Annotated in this window: 16 protein-coding genes; 8 read left to right on the top strand and 8 right to left on the bottom strand. The window is 47.6% G+C overall.

Features of this window, described 5'->3' with window-relative positions; translation table 11 throughout:
- The 5 genes from yedF to HXW94_RS10985 all read right to left on the bottom strand — a co-directional run bounded on the left by yedF (position 1) and on the right by HXW94_RS10985 (position 4650).
- Positions 1 to 630 (bottom strand): sulfurtransferase-like selenium metabolism protein YedF, encoded by a 630-nt coding sequence (yedF, locus tag HXW94_RS11005; RefSeq protein ID WP_178366950.1) that lies wholly within the window; start codon positions 628 to 630, stop codon positions 1 to 3.
- Positions 631 to 644: 14 nt separating this feature from the next.
- Complete coding sequence (locus tag HXW94_RS11000; RefSeq protein ID WP_178366949.1) at positions 645 to 998, bottom strand: YkgJ family cysteine cluster protein; 354 nt, start codon at positions 996 to 998, stop codon at positions 645 to 647.
- A gap of 152 nt (positions 999 to 1150) precedes the next feature.
- Positions 1151 to 2221, bottom strand: a complete 1071-nt coding sequence (locus HXW94_RS10995; protein WP_246293853.1) for a tRNA dihydrouridine synthase — start codon at positions 2219 to 2221, stop codon at positions 1151 to 1153.
- Between the two features lie 52 nt (positions 2222 to 2273).
- Positions 2274 to 3368 (bottom strand): hypothetical protein, encoded by a 1095-nt coding sequence (locus HXW94_RS10990; RefSeq protein WP_218576683.1) that lies wholly within the window; start codon positions 3366 to 3368, stop codon positions 2274 to 2276.
- Between the two features lie 139 nt (positions 3369 to 3507).
- Positions 3508 to 4650, bottom strand: a complete 1143-nt coding sequence (locus HXW94_RS10985; protein ID WP_178366948.1) for an SPFH domain-containing protein — start codon at positions 4648 to 4650, stop codon at positions 3508 to 3510.
- A gap of 185 nt (positions 4651 to 4835) precedes the next feature.
- Here HXW94_RS10985 and HXW94_RS10980 point away from each other — a divergent pair, with 185 nt between their 5' ends.
- The 3 genes from HXW94_RS10980 to HXW94_RS10970 all read left to right on the top strand — a co-directional run bounded on the left by HXW94_RS10980 (position 4836) and on the right by HXW94_RS10970 (position 7112).
- Complete coding sequence (locus HXW94_RS10980) at positions 4836 to 5834, top strand: FeoA domain-containing protein (RefSeq protein ID WP_246293850.1); 999 nt, start codon at positions 4836 to 4838, stop codon at positions 5832 to 5834.
- Between the two features lie 90 nt (positions 5835 to 5924).
- Positions 5925 to 6380, top strand: coding sequence for an SH3 domain-containing protein (locus HXW94_RS10975; protein ID WP_178366947.1), 456 nt, complete (start codon positions 5925 to 5927; stop codon positions 6378 to 6380).
- Positions 6381 to 6419: 39 nt separating this feature from the next.
- Positions 6420 to 7112, top strand: a complete 693-nt coding sequence (locus HXW94_RS10970; RefSeq protein ID WP_178366946.1) for a tetratricopeptide repeat protein — start codon at positions 6420 to 6422, stop codon at positions 7110 to 7112.
- A 331-nt stretch (positions 7113 to 7443) separates the two neighbouring features.
- On the opposite strand, the gene HXW94_RS10965 is transcribed toward HXW94_RS10970, so the two are convergent.
- A complete protein-coding gene (locus HXW94_RS10965) occupies positions 7444 to 8835 on the bottom strand; it encodes a sigma-54-dependent transcriptional regulator (protein ID WP_178366945.1) in 1392 nt (463 codons plus the stop codon).
- Positions 8835 to 10286 carry a two-component system sensor histidine kinase NtrB gene (locus HXW94_RS10960; RefSeq protein WP_178366944.1) on the bottom strand — a complete coding sequence of 484 codons (1452 nt, stop codon included), beginning with the start codon at positions 10284 to 10286 and terminating at the stop codon, positions 8835 to 8837. The genes HXW94_RS10965 and HXW94_RS10960 overlap by 1 nt, the downstream gene beginning before the upstream one ends.
- A gap of 242 nt (positions 10287 to 10528) precedes the next feature.
- Here HXW94_RS10960 and pilM point away from each other — a divergent pair, with 242 nt between their 5' ends.
- From pilM to HXW94_RS10935, 5 genes are read left to right on the top strand one after another with little or no spacing between them, the layout of a single operon-like run.
- The gene (pilM, locus tag HXW94_RS10955; protein ID WP_178366943.1) at positions 10529 to 11581 is read left to right on the top strand and encodes a type IV pilus biogenesis protein PilM; all 1053 of its coding nucleotides are present in this window, start codon (positions 10529 to 10531) and stop codon (positions 11579 to 11581) included.
- Positions 11578 to 12150: a PilN domain-containing protein gene (locus HXW94_RS10950; protein ID WP_178366942.1), complete on the top strand. Its 573-nt coding sequence runs from the start codon at positions 11578 to 11580 to the stop codon at positions 12148 to 12150. The genes pilM and HXW94_RS10950 overlap by 4 nt, the downstream gene beginning before the upstream one ends.
- A gap of 30 nt (positions 12151 to 12180) precedes the next feature.
- Positions 12181 to 12852 (top strand): type IV pilus inner membrane component PilO, encoded by a 672-nt coding sequence (locus HXW94_RS10945; protein ID WP_178366941.1) that lies wholly within the window; start codon positions 12181 to 12183, stop codon positions 12850 to 12852.
- Positions 12853 to 12864: 12 nt separating this feature from the next.
- Positions 12865 to 13536 carry a pilus assembly protein PilP gene (locus tag HXW94_RS10940; RefSeq protein WP_178366940.1) on the top strand — a complete coding sequence of 224 codons (672 nt, stop codon included), beginning with the start codon at positions 12865 to 12867 and terminating at the stop codon, positions 13534 to 13536.
- A gap of 4 nt (positions 13537 to 13540) precedes the next feature.
- Positions 13541 to 15841: a type IV pilus secretin PilQ gene (locus HXW94_RS10935; protein WP_246293848.1), complete on the top strand. Its 2301-nt coding sequence runs from the start codon at positions 13541 to 13543 to the stop codon at positions 15839 to 15841.
- 16 nt (positions 15842 to 15857) lie between these two features.
- Here the strand turns inward: HXW94_RS10935 and HXW94_RS10930 are convergent, their stop codons facing one another.
- Positions 15858 to 16628: a tetratricopeptide repeat protein gene (locus HXW94_RS10930; protein WP_246293846.1), complete on the bottom strand. Its 771-nt coding sequence runs from the start codon at positions 16626 to 16628 to the stop codon at positions 15858 to 15860.
- Between the last annotated feature and the right edge of the window lie 186 nt (positions 16629 to 16814).

Genomic DNA, 16814 nt, shown 5'->3' with positions numbered 1-16814 from the left:
TCATAGATTGATCACCTTATCGGCCAACTGCATGGCTGTGACAATATCCAGCATGTTGGTGGTCTGGCCAATGGCTTTTTTCTCCATCAGATCCAGGTGGGTCAGACAGGTGCCGCATACAAGAATGGTGACGCCTGATGCTTCAAGTTCGTGCAGTTCATCAAGCACTGCAGAATCAACCGTGGCGAAGGTAACCCCATGGTTGACAAAAACCAGGCGCCATAGATCCGTGCCCATCTCCTTAAGGGTTTTGATGAAATTGATCATCAGCTTTGCGCCCAGGTCATCATCCCCAACGCCGAATTTGCTGGAGGCGGCCATTACCATGATTTTTGCCGGACTCTCCTTTGCCGATGATTCTATGCCGGAGCCTGAGCGTCCGGCCGATCCGGCAGCAAGTTTGATCGCAGCGGCCTGGTCCCGGGTGCCTTCCACAACAGACATGGTGCCGTCGGATTCCACGCCGACTTCAAATCCGGCATAGGTTAAAAACCGGCTGACGTTTTCAACGGCAGCGTCATTGTCCACCAGCACCCGGATCTGGGACAATGCTTCGTTTTCAAGGCTTTTTTTTGTTTCCAGCACAGGTGCCGGACATTCCATTTTCCTGCAGTCAAGTTCTTTTGCCATTCTGTTTTAGTCCTTTATTTTGGAGGCGAACCGTTTGTTCGTGCCCATTCACAGATTTGTTCAAAACCTGAAAACCGCCATTTAACGGGAAAGTTCCGGCACTGGGCAGGCTTGACAGGATTGATGCGGCACCCATTGTTGTCCAGGAAGATACAGGCACCGTCAGGGGCATCAATGATTGACAGCCCGTCGCGGTCCCGGGTCAGGCAGGTAAAGGTCTCTATAAAATCCCGGACATCCATATTCAGGAAGTCGGCAATGATATCCGGTTCTTTGGTACCCAGACGGACGTAGCCGCTTTGTCTGCAGCAGGCCCCGCAGCCCAGGCATTTAAATTGTGTCAGGTCCAATGTATTGTTTTCGGTCATTGTTTTTTATATGAAAAAGTTTAACGGAAATCACGGAAGACACTGAAGATAGACTTCTGTGTATTCTGTGGTTAAAATGTTTTTAATCGTTTGTTGTGCCCGTCAGGATATGGTTGTTGCTTAGCATATATCCTCCGGTGAAGTCAAAATTGTCAAACAAACAGATTGATATTGGGCAGGCGCAGTGTCCGGGGCGGCGGGTCCAGAAGGTGCCGTATGTTGTTACAAAGTTCGTTCATAGTTTCAGCCCGTATCAGGGCTTTTAAAATGGCGTTGGAAAATTTGAAATTGGCGCAAAAATAGGGCGCAAATTTTTTAAACATCTTCAGGGCAAAATGGTCTTCATAATGGGTGCTTAAAAGCCTTGCCATCTCCAGGGCGGTTTCCATATAAATGGATGGTTCCGGTTTAACGCCTTTTGTCCACTGGGCAAAAATCCAGGGCCGGGCCACGGCCATCCTGCCGATGGAGAGCCCCCGGCAGCCGGTTTCCCGGATCATTCTGATGCCATGCTCGGCGGCAAACAGGTTCCCGTTGCCGAACACGGGAATGGTGACAGCGTCCTGGACTTTGCCGATCAGCTCCCATCTGGGTCTTCGGCTTCTTCGGTCCGGGGCGACCCGGGGATGAAAGGTTAAGGCATCAGCACCGGCATTTTCAAAGGCCCGGGCCATGGTCACAGGAAAGTTATCATCATCCTGCCATCCGGTTCTGAATTTGACACAAACCGGGCATGACACCGCCTTTCTGACTGCAGATACAATGTTCGCAGCCTTATCCGGTGTTTTTAAAAGTGCGGCCCCGCATCCTTTTTTACAGATTGCGGCAACGGAACACCCGAAATTCAAGTCCACCCCGAAGAATCCTTCGGCTTCAATGCGCCGGGCAGCCTGGGCCATGATTTCAGGTTCCGCCCCAAATATCTGGCATACCGTGTGATCCAGTTCCTCGGGCCGCCAGGAAAATATATGGGACCTTCCGGGGTTTTCATGGGGAACGGCTTTGGCCGAGCACATGCCCGTGAACAGCAGGCCGAATCCTGAAAATTGCGTCACTAGCTGTCTGAACGCGATGTGCCCCAGGCCTGCCATGGGGGCCAGCACCATCCGGTTGGCAATGGTTCTGTTGCCGATGGCAAGGGGCTTGAGCAGATATCGGGCCAGGTCTTCATTTGTGTTGACGGTGCCGGCTGCGTTTTTATCAAAATTGAATTGTGTCATCATTAAATTTGCTGGGTGCTGAGTGCTGGGTGCTGGAAATTCCTATACTTTCAAGTTACAGGTTGCCGGACAATGCCAGGGCCTTTTTATTGATGCCAATGCCTAAATCCGGGTGGATAATATCATGCTGGGAGGAGTTAAAGGGCATAAAAATCAGGGAGATACTTCGGGGAACCACGTTGGTCTCGGGTAAGCGCTCAAGAATCTCTTTTCTGGGTTTCAGCAGGGCGGCCATGGTAATGCGAATGGTTTCGACGGCTTCGGAAGCGGGCAGATTTACAGGCTGGTACACATTGTCTTCAACGGTTTGGGACAGGGGAGGGGCCAACTGGGCTGACGTCAGTTGACCCAGCAGCCGTAAAAAAATGTTGGGACGGACCTTAAATGCCGGACTCCAGAAATGCACAGGTTTTTTTTCCCATTCCCTGGGAATTGCCAGTGGCAGGTTGGCCATCCTGGCCAGATCCGCATGGCTGGCCAGGTTGAGGGGCGAGATATTCGCGCTGATCCGCCAGAACGGCAGCATGATGTCGTCTTTGTGGGCAGGGGGGACGGTACTGAATTTGATTTTGGCAAAATTTTTCCCCCTGGCCCGCCACAGGGAATGACAGTTCCGGCATACCAGGGCCAGAGAATCGCCACTGCCCTCAAGGTCCGCCCCGCAGGCCGGGCAGATGCCGGCAATGAAATGGGTTTCAATACCGGGCCGGACCCGATTACGATCGAATATCTCCGGGGAAATCGGTTTTTCCTGGGGCAACACTTGATTGGTAACCCCATCCACGAGATGTTGCCGGCTGATGTAAAACGGCGCATAAATAAGACTGAAGGTTTCTCCGATATCCTCTTTAAACGCGATCTCATCTGGATTTAAACCGGAAGTTTTTTCCTTTAATACCATTGCCGTGGGCAGGGGCCGAAAAAATGTTCCCTGGGTATCAGGCCTGATGAGTTTCATGGGCATGGCCTGGGATCTCAGCCCCAGGGAAAATGGAATCTGCGGCGGCATATCGGCCATCGCCAGGGTGGAGATATCCGTAAACTTGGGGATTATACCGGATGCGGTACACATGTAACGCACGCCTTTGAAACGCCAATAGGGCAGGTATATCAGTTGTGCTTCTGCGGGAACATTGGGGGCGCAGGGCAGATAATACCTGGGAAATCCTTTCTGGGAAATACAGGACCGGACCCGGCAGAATTCGCAGACAAAAAACCGGGTCTCTTCGCCTAAAGTGACAGGGGCCCCGCACTGGGGGCATTGATACTGGATTGCGTAGTTAATATGTCTAATATTTTTCTCCGCACTGGTTGCAGAAAATTGAATCCGGCAGATTTTTTGTCCCGCAATTCCGGCAGACTTTTTCTTTGGTTTTTTCCACGACCTGTCTGCCGCATCTGGGGCAAAATTTTGTGCCGGGTGTGATGTTTTTGCCGCAATACTCGCACCTGGCAAAGATCACCTGCTGGTGACCGCACTGGGGACAGAACTTTGCGTCCAGGGGAATTTGGTTTCGGCACTCCGGACAGGCTGTGGTCAGGGCGGTCTGGTCTGCCGGCTGTGTTGCCGGGAAGGGCATCTGCTGGGTAAATATGCCGGGCAGCATCATGCCAAGGCCTAACCCTAAACCGGCCTGGGCACCGTCTGACGCAATGCCTTGCGGGCTTTCAGCAATCTTTTCCATGGCCATGGCGGTTTTCATCTGCATCAATTTATTCATATCGTCAAACAGCCCCAACCGGCTTTTGTCATCAATGGCCTGCTGGACCTCGGGGGGCGGGGTGACGGCATTGATGTAAAGATGGGTCAGATTCAGTCCGAATGCGCTGAAATCTTCGCGCAGCCTTTGGGCCAGTCCTTTTCCCAGTTCATCGTAATGTTCCGGCAAATCAAAAATGGAGGATAGCTGCTCTCCAATATAGTCGTTGAACCTGGACACCACCACCTGATTAAGGTAATCGCTGACATCGGCACTGGTGTAAATGCCCTGGGTACCGGCCAGGGTGTTGATGAACAGGACCGGCTGGACAATTTTCAAGTTAAAGACACCAAAGGCCCGGAGCCTTACCAGGCCAAGATCCTTGTCTTTGAATGCCACCGGGTCCCGGGTCCCCCATTTCAGGTTGGTAAAGGTTTTTAAATTGGCAAAAAAGACTTCGGCCTTCAGCGGGCTTTCCATGGCCCAGGGAAGGCTTGCAATTTTTGTCAGAATGGGGATGTTGGCCGTTTTTAAGGTGTGCCGTCCAGGACCAAAGGCGCCAACGGCTTTTCCCTGGTAGAAGAAGACTGCGGCCTGGCTTTCCCGGACAATCAGCTGGGCCCCGAATTTGATTTCACCGGAGCCTTTTTCAGGCAGACGGTGAACCAGTTCCTGTCCGGTGTCGTCAAACCACTCCAGTAGTTCAAGAAAAATCAGATTGTCGGTTCCCATGAAAGCCTCCTTGCGCTTTTTACCGTGTGCCTAAGAAAAAATATTTATATTCTATAAAGAAGCTGACAAGCGGTGTCAAACGATATTCGATGTTGTTGGTTAAATCGCTATATTGACAAGGTATTGAACCTATATTATTTATATGTTTTTTATGAGAAGTTTAATCAGGGGATAGTTTGTTAGCCATGGGTGTTAAAAAAGAGTTTAAAAATATGCCGGACGCACATCAGCAGGAAAAAGATCAATTTCGTCGGCTTTTTGGGCAGCGGGGGCTTGACCGCTTTGCGGAGCGGTTTCAGATACTGGAGTCTTTTTTAAAATTGGAGGGCCATGTAAGTCTTGACCGGATTGCCGATCAGGTCAGGCAGGATGGCCTGCGTGTGGATAATGAATTTCTGCTGCAGTGCATGGAACAGCTGTGCCGGTTGGGATTTGCCAGTCAGGTGGTGTTTGACCGGGATAAAACCATACTATACGAACACCGTCAGCTTGGGGAACATCATGACCATATGGTCTGTACCAAATGCGGTGAAATTATTGAATTCAGTGATGACGATTTAGAAGATCTTCAGGAAAAACTGGCTGCCAAATATGGCTTTCTTATGCTCCGGCATAAAATGGAGATTTATGGCCTTTGCGGGAAGTGCATGGCGCAAAGGGATAACCTGATTCCTTTATCCAGGGCCAGAATCGGAGAAAAGGTTGAGATCGTTAATGTGGCTGCCGGCAGAAAGATGCAAATGCGCTTTGCTTCCATGGGCCTTCGAACGGGTATTGTTGTTGAAATTATTTCCAGTGCCATTGGTGGCCAGATTGTTATTGCCTCAGATTGTAACCGGCTGATTCTGTGTGCCGGAATGGCTTCGAAAATCTGGGTTCGCCCCGAAAAAAGATCCGAGGGGATATCCAATGACGGAACAGCGGGAGAGCGCCTGCCGTTTTTGAATGAGTTCCTGCCGATTACCCGGATGGCACCGGGAAAACAGGGCAGTATCGCCCGGGTGAACGGCGGCCACTTTTCACGGCGGCGGCTGGGAAAGATGGGGTTTCATCAGGGTGTTATTGTCCGGGTAATTGATGACGGCGCCTCATCAGACGGCATTGAGGTCATGGTGCGGGGGCATCGGTTTTTTCTGTCGAAAAAGGATGCGTCAAAAATTTTTGTGGAGAACGTCACGCCGTGATTTCTTGGTATGCGAAACCTTGCATGCCACGGTACTTTTCTGATATACCAAAGCCGATGTAATTAAGACGGGAGCCAACCGGAGATATTTATGTATCGTTTCAAAAATAAAAATGTTTTTATAATTTCAATTTGTTGTATTTTGATTTTGCTATGTGTCGGCATTGCGGTGGCCTCGGAGCGGCTATCGGTAAGGTCTTCAATTGCCAATTTGAGAAACGGTTCAGGAACTAAATATAAGGTATTGTGGCAGGTGGAGAAATATCACCCTTTTCTTGTGATCAATAAAAAAAAAGACTGGTACGAGGTCAAGGATTTTGAAGGGGATACGGCCTGGATTCATAAATCTCTGCTGGGGAAAACGGATACGGTAATTTCAATAAAATCCAACTGTAATGTCCGCTCAAAACCGGATATATCAAGCGATATTCTACTCAGAGTGGAGCGGGGGGTTCCTTTTAAAGTGATCGGTCGTAAAGAGGACTGGATTAACATTGAGCATGCTGATGGCGAAGTGGGTTGGATTTCTGAAAAATTGGTGTGGTAGCTCAGATAACTGATTAATTCTTATTAAGGTAAAAAATCCATGGCAAATCAAGGCGTATCAAATGAGCGCAAAAAAGAGCTGGCGCAGATAGATCCGTTCCAGGCGGCTCTCATCAAATCCGTTGAATGGGCATCTGCCCATAAAAAAATGTTGATTATCTCAACCGGGGCGCTGTTTGGGCTGGGAGTTGTTTTTTCTATAATTATGTTCAATTTTAAACAGTCTGAGATTAAAGCCTCTGAGCTGGCTGCCAAAGCATATAAACACTATGAAGAACAATATTCCCGGGACCAGGATGCCCGGAAAGGATATGATACGGTTAAGGATGATTTTCAAACGCTTTTTGATGAATATCCCAACACCAGTGCCGGGCGCAGGGCACTGATCAATTTCGGGAAAATATGTTTTGAGGCTGGGAATTATGATCAAGCATATGATCTGTATGCCCGGGCACTGTCAACTGTGGCGGATCAGGTCGGCGTCAAGGATTTTTTGCTTTGCACCATGGGAACCATCTGTGAATTGAACGATGATATAGAGCAGGCAAAATCTTATTATTTGCGTGTGGAAAAGGGTGGATCCACTCTTTTAAAGGATGATGCCCGCTTTGCCTTGGCGCTGATTTATGAAAAACTCAATGATACTGCTGCCGGCCGCCGGATGTATGAAAAAATTGCCGAAAGCCGGGGGAACTCCATGTATAAGCCCATAGCCCAGGCCCGTATCCAATAAAAAGGATATAAACTAAAAAAGGCTGCCTGGACGGGCAGCCTTTTTTAGAAAAGGAAAAAAAGATGAAAAAACTAACCTTTCCGGGTTAGTAATAACTATAATATGCAATTCCCCTGCCACTCTATTAAAAATCTTGATATAATATTATAACTATTTGAAAAATATACATATAGTCCCAAGCGATCTAAAAAATAAGATCATTGCCGCTGTGGTTCCGGCATGAATGAGTTCAAAATTTTGAACCTTAGATGTGCCATTTTTCCGAAACGAGTACTTGATAAAGAAATAACAATCTTTTCCAGAGTTCAAAATCTTGAACTCTGATTCGGCATTATTTATTATCCAGTTTTAACTGTCTGTCCAGATTGAATTTTTTTAGTTTCTGGTTTAAGCCACTTTTGCCGATGCCAAGGATTTTTGCGGCTTTGGTCTGGACATTGCCGGACATCTTCATTGCCCGCAGGATCATTCTTTTTTCCACTGCGGCAAGGGTTTCGGAAAGGCCTACCCCGTCAGGAATGCCGTCAAGCTGAAGTGTGCCGGCTTTGGGATTACGAATCTGTGCCGGCAGATCTGAAACCGTGATCGTGTTGCCCGGAGCCAGGATGACGGCCCTTTCAATGACATTTTCCAATTCCCTGACATTGCCTTTCCACGCATAGTCACACAGCCGCTGGACTGCGTCTTTGTCAATACCGGCAACAGCCCCGGCAGTTTCCGGGCCCTGGGTGTATTTTTCGATAAAATGATTAATGAGCAAAGGAATGTCCTCCAGCCTGTCACGCAGGGGGGGGATGTTGGCTTTGACCACATTGAGACGATAGTACAGGTCTTCTCTAAAGTTGCCGTTTTTCACTTCATCCTCCAGGATTTTGTTGGTGGCGGCAATGAGTCTGAAATCCACGGACAGGCTTTCGGTTCCGCCAACCCGCTCCACAGTGCGTTCCTGGAGTACCCGTAACAGTTTTACCTGAAGCGGCATGGGCAACTCCCCGATTTCATCCAGGAAAAGCGTGCCTTTATCCGCCATTTCAAACCGGCCTTTTTTCAAGCCTGCCGCACCGGTGAACGCCCCTTTTTCATGTCCGAAAAGTTCGCTTTCCAAAAGAGACTCGGCAAAGGCCGAACAGTTGACCGCAATCAGGGGATGGTCCTTGCGCAGGCTGTTGTAATGAATAGATTTGGCAACAAGCTCCTTACCGGTGCCGCTTTCTCCTTCTACCAGCACCGAGGCACTGGTCGGTGCCACCTTTTTAATGATCTCATACAGCGCCTGCATGGATTTACTTTTACCGATGATATTGTCAAACTGGTACCGGGACTGGATCGCATCTTTTAGACGCGTGTTTTCCCGGACAATTTTGGACATGGACAGGGCTTTGGCAATGTGCGCAATGAGGGCTTGGTTTTCAAACGGTTTTAAAATAAAGGTGTAGGCGCCCTTGTGCATGGCTTCCACCGCCTTTTCCACACTGCCGAATGCGGTCATGATGATGACCGGAAGATCCGGTTTTATCTGTTTGGCCTTTTCCAAAAGGTCAATACCGGACATGCCCGGCATTTTAACATCGGACAAGACCAGGTCAATGGGCTGGGTATTTAGAATATCCAGCGCCTCCATCCCGCTTGATGCGGTGAACGGGGTATACCCTTCTTCGGAAAGCACTTCCCCTATAATCATTGGGTAGTGTTTTTCATCATCGACAATCAATATATTTTCCATTATTCTTCCTCGATATTTTGCGGCGCTGCCGGCAGGCATATCTCCACCCTGGTTCCGCAGGGTTGGGCGTTGGTTATGGTGATCTCCCCCTGGTGCGCCTGAATGATGTTTTTTATGATACCAAGGCCTAAACCGGTTCCCATTTCCTTGGTGGTGAAAAAGGGGGTCCAAATTTTTTTCAGCAGATCTTCGTCAATGCCCGGGCCTGTATCTGAAAAGGCGGCATGGACAAACCCGGGCTCATGCCATGTGGCAATGGTCATGCGTCCATCCTCCCGGTCCATGGCCTGAAATGCATTTAGAAAAATATTTAAAAAGGCCTGATAAAGCATGGCAGGGTCGCCCAGAATGTTTGGAAGATCGCCCGGGTACTCCCGGATGATTTTAATCTGTTTATGCGCATCTGAAGATGATAAAAAAGCGATGTTTTTTTCTATGATATCTTCCATGTTACAGGGTCTTAGGTCTGCAACTTTAGGTTTTGCAAAATCAAGGAAATCCGTGATGATGCGATCCAAACGGGTGGATTCTTCAACAATGATTCCCGGAATACTACTGGACGGGTCCAGTTTGGCCATCTTTTTTTCCATCAGCTGCGCAGAGCTTTTTATAATACCTAAAGGATTGCGAATTTCGTGTGATACACCGGCGGTCATTTCACCGATTGCGGACAGGTGCTCTGCCTGACGCAGTTTTTCTTCCAATTTGAGCCGTTCTTCCGCCCTGCGCTCAATAATATTTTCTCCATGTTTCACCACAAATCTGAGAATAAGAAAAAGAATGCCCATGATGCTGGCGCAACTGACAACAATCAATCCCTGGAGTTTAAATACCTGCTGATAGTCTTCAGTGACATCCCTGATAATTTCAATGGCGCCGATGACCATCCTGTCCTTCTCCGGGGTGAGTTGGACCTCCTGCATCAAAGGGGCAAAGGTGATGATTTTTGTCTCTTTGGGAAACCAGAATGTCAGTTCAATCCAGTTGCCCTGCTGAACAAGCGTGGAGCTTATCTCCTTTTTCATGGCTTTTTGATAATGGACCCCGCCGGCATCTTTTTTGCCGATCCGGGTTTTATCCAGGCTGTAGGCAATCACATTGTCCGTTGCGTATATATTGACCATTTCCACATGGAAACTGTGCAGGGTACTTTTAATAACCGTGTCAAGAAGTTTATACTGGCCGGGTTCCCGCAGTTTTATCTCTCCATGTTTGAAAACCACCGGCCAGACAAATCTTAAAAATATCTGGTGGTTCAGATTTTCCACTAAGAGCCGGTTATACTCTTTGCTTTTTTCAAGCAGTATTTTTCTTACCCAGTGGGCATTCAACGCTGCAATAACAATGGTGGCCGTAAGCATAACAATCAGGCTTGAGACAGTAAACGCTTTGACTAGAACAAAAGGCCGGGTGCCTGAGTTGCCGGACTCTTTCTGTGGCTTTTTTTTCAAATTAAACGTCTTTTTATATCTTTGATTTATTGGTCGACTGATAAAAAATCATATTTTTGAGGGGACAATTTGACAAATACTTTTTTTATCTGCTATTCAAGTGGGTTAAATAGTTTTATTGTTTGACTTTGCGTGCATTTCGTATCAAAGTATATAGGTATATTAGTGTAGGAATCAATAATAATTATTTGTATTTTTAAGTTCAGGCCCTTTACGACGACCATAATTTAGGATAAATGCGTATGATATTCGGAAAAAAAGATCACCTTGTCGGCCTGGACATTGGGGCTGCTTTTGTCAAAGTGGCCGAACTGAAGACGACCAAAAAAGGCCGTACGCTTCATAAATTCGGTATCGCAAAGGTTTCCGAAGGCATGATTGAGGAAGGCCGGATTACCGATATGGAGGGGGTGGCCGAAATTATTCGCTCCTTGTTTAAATTGCATAAGATCAAGGAGAAAAATGTGGCGCTTTCCACCGGCGGACATTCCGTGGTGATTAAGACCATCAGTACATCAAAGGTAGCTGATGAGGAAATGCATAAAAATATTCGGGCAGAGGCTGAGCAATATATTCCTTATGATATTGATGATGTTAATATCGATTACCAGATTCTGGGTGACAGTGAATACTCTGCGGAACAGATGAATGTGCTGCTTGTCGCAGTAAGACAGGATCTGGTGGATGAATATGTTGAGCTGATAAATATGGCGGGTCTTAAGCCCGTTATTATTGACGTAGATACGTTTGCCCTTCAAAATGTTTATGAAACACTTCCTGATGTAAATCATGAACAAATAACGCTGCTGCTTGATGTGGGGGCCTCCAAGACAAGTGTGAATATACTTCAGAATAAAAATTCCATGCTGATGCGGGACATGGCCAATGGATGCTACCAGCTCGTCTCTGTTGTCAGTGAACAACTTGAGATTGACCGGGAAAAGGCATTGCAGATCATCATGGGTGAGGTCGATTATCCGGAATCCGGACAGACACTGGACGACCTTTATGACATGGTGGTTGACAACTGGTGTGCAGATATCTGCGATGTGGTTCATACCTTTGAATCCAGCTCCGGCAATGACCGGATTGAAACAATTGTTGTCAGCGGCGGGGGCGGTTTCATAAACCTGTTGGTTGACAAATTGACCAGGGCGCTGAATGTCGCAGTTTCAAAGATTAATCCCTTTGCCGGACTGGTCAGCGATTCAAAGGAATCCGGCGAACTGGAAGCGTACCAACTTCTGGCCCCCATTGCACTGGGGCTTGCCATGAGACGGGTGGATGACAAATGATACGAATTAATCTGTTGCCGTTCAGGCTTGCCAGGAAAAAGGAAAATATCCGCCGCCAGGTATCCGTATTTTTCCTTTCCCTTGTTTTTATTATTATAGCACTGGTTTGGGTACTCTTCATGCTAAATAATGAAATTAGCCGGACACAAAGTGAAGTTGCCCAGGTTAGGACTGAAAGCCTGAAGTATAAGAATAAAGCAGATAAGGTTTCCCGGATTAAGAAAAATCTGGCGACTCTGGAGGATAAACTGGCCATTGTTGAGACCCTGAAAAAAAGAAAGCATGAGCAGCAGATTTTATTGGAACAGTTGGCGGATAGACTTGTAAAAACAAAAATGTGGTTGTCCAGTGTTTCCGCAGATGCCAAGACCGTTTCTATAAAAGGGATTGCCTTTGATAACCCGACCATTGCCGCATTCATGAGAAATCTTGAAGATTCTCCGATGTTTGGGGCAGTCGACTTAAAGCTGTCAAAGACAAAGGTGTTGCATGATAATATTCGGCTAAAAGAATTTGCAATATCCTGCACAAAAATAGTACCCAAACCTGCATCCCAAAAGACCGATTAAGGATGCAAAGTTCAGAAAAGGGAAACGATAATGGCCGGGAAAAAGAAAGAGAGCATTACGAAAATAAGGGAGAAGGTAGACCCTGTATTTGAAAAAATAGGTGAGCTGACCAAAATCCAGCGTCTGCTTATTTGTTTGGGTACCTTGGCGGTAATTGGTGCCGGGTTTTATTTTTTTCTGCTTGGCCCAAAACTTGATACCCTTACGGCAGCCAGGGAAGATCTGGAACGGCAGAAGAATCTTTTGTCAACGTACAAGATCAAAGCCGCTGCCCTTGAAAAGATGGAAGCCCGGATGGCTCAGGCCCGGGAACAGTTCAACATTGCCATGACCGCCCTGCCGGATAAAAGGGAGCTGCCGTCTTTGCTCGATGAAATATCCAAGGCAGGAAGTGATGCCGGGCTTGAAGTCCAGTTATTTGCGCCCAAGAGCATGGTAAAGAAAAATTTTTATACCGAAATTCCATTTTCCATGACGGTTGCGGGCCGTTACCACCAGGTGGCTGAATTTTTTTATCGGGTTGCGGGGCTCAATCGTGTTGTGAATATCTCGGCGATCAATATAAACCGGGTTTCAGGAAAAGAGAGCGCCGACAGAAATAAAATCCAGATGAAATGCACAGCCGTTACCTACATGTTTGTTGAACCCAAGGAAGATGGGGGTACGGGCAATAAACACAAGAAGAGACGCAAAAAGAGGTAAAAGGCACTGGATATGGAAAAATTAGTTAAAATATGTTGCGTGGCCGGTTTGGGTGTCTCATTATTGTTTGTCTCCGCCTGTAACGAGGAGCAGCAGCAGGGTCCTGTGCCAAGACAGATTCAGGTAGTTTCCAGACCCATTCCCAAACTACCGGCAAGGCAAACACCTGTTCCCGAGGATGCCGCGAAAAAACAGGTACCGGTCTCTGATGTGAAACCCGTGCAGGTGTCTGTGACAGCCGGTCATATAACAGGCGACGACACGGATGGGGCAGAAGGCTTAAAAAAAGCCGGTATTTTTACCCCCCTGGAAAAATATGACAGCCAGGGCCGGGTGGATCCGTTTATTCCTTTGATTGCTGAAAGAAATGCGGCTGCGGAGTCAGTGTCATCCGAAGAATCAAAACCCCAAAGAACATTGACCCCCCTGGAAAAACTGGAATTAAGCCAGGTTAAGCTGGTGGCGGTTGTTGAAATGCCGGACAGGACCATTGCCATGGTGGAGGAAGCCGGCGGTAAGGGGTATGAGGTTGTCATTGGCACTTATATCGGTCCCAATGGCGGGCGGGTGACATCCATCACCAGGGAAGGCATTGAAATTGAAGAAGAAGTAAAAGATTATCAAGGAAGACGCCGTAAGCGGTATGAAGAGATTAAATTTCATAAAAGCGAGGATGGGGAGTAAGAAGATGGTTAATTATCGGTCGGCTGTCAGACATTCTATAACAGGTCTTATCATGTCGGTTTTGCTGCTTTGCTTTACGGCAGGGTGTGTCACTCAAAAAACCGCAGCATCGGCAAATAGAGCGAATGCTAAGGAAAGCCGAACGTCACGGAACGATTCTGCCTCTTTACCCAAAAAGGTTGACAAAATATGGGTCAATCCGAAAGCAGATGCGTTTGAGGTCTGGATTCAAGGTTCCCTTGGGGCGTTGGATGATTATACGTCCATTAAGCAATCTTTCCCTTTTGCTGTGAGCGTTTACCTGCCCAATGCCCGTCTTGCCCCGGGGGTGGGTGCCGGGCCCTTTTCCGACTCCCGTGTCAGTGATATAAAGGTGAAATTTATTGACGAGGCAAAAACAATAGTCAAGGTGGATATCCTGCTTAAAGCGGACCTGCCGTACATTGTGGCGGAAAAACCGGATCGTTTGGGAATCATTCTCAAGGGCGCTCAAGTCTTTTCTAAACAGACGCCAGAGGCAAGCCCTGGTACAGATACACCCGAGCAGAGCGTCAACGAGGGCGCGGTGCTGCCCGAAGACTTCCCTATCCCTGAAACGTCAGCCCATCTGACCCATATTGAATTTGAAAATAATCAGCTTGGGCAGTCTGATATTCAGATCATAACAGACCATCCGGTTCGATATGAAACCATTCAGAATCGCAATGATTATCTTGGGCTGATATTGTATAATACAACCGTGCCTCTCCACCATCAGCGTCCCCTTATGACGCGTTATTTTAATTCTGCCGTGGAACAGGTCCTGCCCCGGCCAAATCCGGCCAATCCCAATGATACGCTGGTGGATATCAAGATTCGGGAAAAAGTGCCGTTCCAAGTGGTTCAAACCACCAGGGGGATTCATATGACCCTTGATGCGCCGACCGTCCCTCCGCCTGAATTTGATAAAGCTAGAATACATTTGAATGCCGGCCAAAATTTCCATGCCGGAACTAAAGAACCCGCCAAGGGGGAGTTGACGGCTCAAGAAAAAAAGAGTTCCCTGGACCAGGATCCTTTGTTGAATCCGTCTTCGGTCCAGTACACCGGTGAAAAAATTAAACTGGATTTTTATGAAACAGATATTAAAAATGTTTTCAGGATATTGAAAAGTGTCGCCGGCATGAATTTTGCCATTGATGAAAATGTGCAGGGCAAGGTGACACTGAGTCTTCAGGATCCTGTGCCCTGGGATCAGATCCTTGATCTTGTTTTGAAAATGAACGGCCTTGGTAAAAAAATGGAAGGTAATGTTATTCGCATTGCCACCACAAATACCCTTGCCAGGGAGGAAAACGAACGCCAGGAAGCCATTGCGTCCCGGCAAAAATCCGAAGCACAGAAAAAAGCCCTGGAACCCCTGGTCACTGAATATATCCCTATTAATTATTCAGATGCAAAGGCTGATATTGAACCCCATGTATCCCAGATTTTGACCCCGGATCGGGGTAAAATTTCAGTGGACACCCGTACCAATCAGCTGATTATTACCGATACCCAGGCTAAAATCGACCAGGCCAATGAGCTGATCTATCGCCTGGATACGGTAACCCCCCAGATCATGATCGAGGCCAAGGTCGTTGAGGTCACAAAGGATTTTTCCAGAAATTTCGGGATCAACTGGAACCTGTCCAATGCGGATGCTGTGACATCAGGCTTTATTGATGATTATTCCGTGTCTGTTAATTCAGCAGGTATTTCAGGTGATTTCTCCTTTTTCGGGCTGTTCGGCTCTTCTGTCAGCGCACTGAATGCCAAGCTTGAAGCCTCCGAACAACAAGGAGAAGTCAGGATCGTATCCTCTCCAAGAATTTTAACCCTGGACAATAAAAAGGCCATGATCAAACAGGGCCAGGAATTTGCTTATCTTGAACGTGATGACTCTGGCGGGTCTTCTGTGGCGTATAAAAACATTGACCTGTTACTTGAAGTAACGCCCCATGTTACGCCGGACAACAGAATTTCCATGACCGTGCGGTTGACCAAAAATGACGTTGCCAGCATCAGCGCCAATGGTGTGCCGACCTTGGCAACAAATGAGGCGGAAACAGAACTCTTGGTTAATAATAACGATACGGTTGTTATTGGCGGGGTGGTCAAGGCGACCCAGAGCCAAGACACCGATGGTTTGCCTTTTCTGGCCGGCATTCCGGGATTCGGTTATCTTTTTGGTTCAAAAGCCAAAGTGGATGATCGAAATGAACTGCTTATTTTTCTGACCCCTTCCATTGTCCAGCTAGAGCAAAAAAAGCATATGGTGCAATAACAGTTCTTACTGATGTTTACTGCAGTTCGAACAGACGCTGTTCAGCCCTGTAGTAAAGTTTTGAATTTTCAGAAGATAACTGCGTGACCATCTGCCAGGCGTTGATGGCCTGGGGCGTTCGGCCGCAGGCTTCATATACCTGGGCAAGGTCTGCATGGAATATAGCAGTGTCCGGAGATCTTTTTATATTTTTATCCAGTAACGCCATGGCCCTGTCTGTCTGGTCGGTCCGGATATATAGCTGGGCAAGGCCATGAATGGCCGGAATAAATCCGGGCACTTCCCTGGCTGCTTTAAGGAAATAGTTCTGGGCTGCAGGGTAGTTGTTCTGCGCCAGTTGGGCCCATCCGATATTGGCCAAAGGATAATGGGGCGTCGGGTAGGTGAGATCTTCAAGAACCTTGTTAAATGTCTTGACGGCAATATCCCATTTTTCATCCCTGAGGTACGCTGCACCAAGATTGTTCAGGGCCTCGGTGTAATCGGGTTTGAGTGCCAGGGCTTTGTTAAAGGCCTGGATCGCCATTTTATTTTTTTCTTTCCCCATGTAGGCCAGTCCCAGGCTGTTTTGAATATATGGGTCGTCCGGCGCTATTTTTTCTGCTTCAAGCAATTTGCTCAATGCCGCTGTATAGTTCCCCCGGGCCTGGAATACATCGCCCTCCTTTTTGATGGCCTGGGCGATTTTATTCTGTTTCCGGGTCGGTACCGTTGAGGTGCAGGATGCCGTGATGACAGCACAGATACAAATCAGGATAAATTGTTTTTTTTTCATAAAATGCGGCAAGGAAACCCCTGAGTCTTTAGCTCAGGGGAGGAATTGCCGTCCTCCTTATAATTAGATAGTAGCCCAGGCACCGGACCTTAGCACGTCGTATTGTAGGAATAGCCGTCAGATGCGTGAAGCAGCCTGCAGTATTTCCAGCTAATGCCCTGTACTGTTTTGTCCACTGTTTTAATGTTAAACGATCCG

It is taken from the genome of Desulfobacter latus, assembly GCF_013389365.1.
In the GTDB taxonomy this organism is placed as follows: Bacteria; Desulfobacterota; Desulfobacteria; order Desulfobacterales; family Desulfobacteraceae; genus Desulfobacter; species Desulfobacter latus.
The sequence above is the reverse complement of the archived record's forward strand: the minus strand, read 5'-3'. Positions and strand labels throughout refer to the sequence as shown.

Coding starts and splice junctions, on each gene's coding strand:
- HXW94_RS10985 (WP_178366948.1), bottom strand. CDS start 4,650: ATGGGAACCGACAATCTGATTTTTCTTGAACTACTGGAGTGGTTTGAC.
- HXW94_RS10945 (WP_178366941.1), top strand. CDS start 12,181: ATGGCCGGGAAAAAGAAAGAGAGCATTACGAAAATAAGGGAGAAGGTA.
- HXW94_RS11000 (WP_178366949.1), bottom strand. CDS start 998: ATGACCGAAAACAATACATTGGACCTGACACAATTTAAATGCCTGGGC.
- pilM (WP_178366943.1), top strand. CDS start 10,529: ATGATATTCGGAAAAAAAGATCACCTTGTCGGCCTGGACATTGGGGCT.
- HXW94_RS10950 (WP_178366942.1), top strand. CDS start 11,578: ATGATACGAATTAATCTGTTGCCGTTCAGGCTTGCCAGGAAAAAGGAA.
- HXW94_RS10995 (WP_246293853.1), bottom strand. CDS start 2,221: ATGATGACACAATTCAATTTTGATAAAAACGCAGCCGGCACCGTCAAC.
- HXW94_RS10965 (WP_178366945.1), bottom strand. CDS start 8,835: ATGGAAAATATATTGATTGTCGATGATGAAAAACACTACCCAATGATT.
- HXW94_RS10940 (WP_178366940.1), top strand. CDS start 12,865: ATGGAAAAATTAGTTAAAATATGTTGCGTGGCCGGTTTGGGTGTCTCA.
- HXW94_RS10980 (WP_246293850.1), top strand. CDS start 4,836: ATGGGTGTTAAAAAAGAGTTTAAAAATATGCCGGACGCACATCAGCAG.
- yedF (WP_178366950.1), bottom strand. CDS start 630: ATGGCAAAAGAACTTGACTGCAGGAAAATGGAATGTCCGGCACCTGTG.
- HXW94_RS10975 (WP_178366947.1), top strand. CDS start 5,925: ATGTATCGTTTCAAAAATAAAAATGTTTTTATAATTTCAATTTGTTGT.
- HXW94_RS10935 (WP_246293848.1), top strand. CDS start 13,541: ATGGTTAATTATCGGTCGGCTGTCAGACATTCTATAACAGGTCTTATC.
- HXW94_RS10970 (WP_178366946.1), top strand. CDS start 6,420: ATGGCAAATCAAGGCGTATCAAATGAGCGCAAAAAAGAGCTGGCGCAG.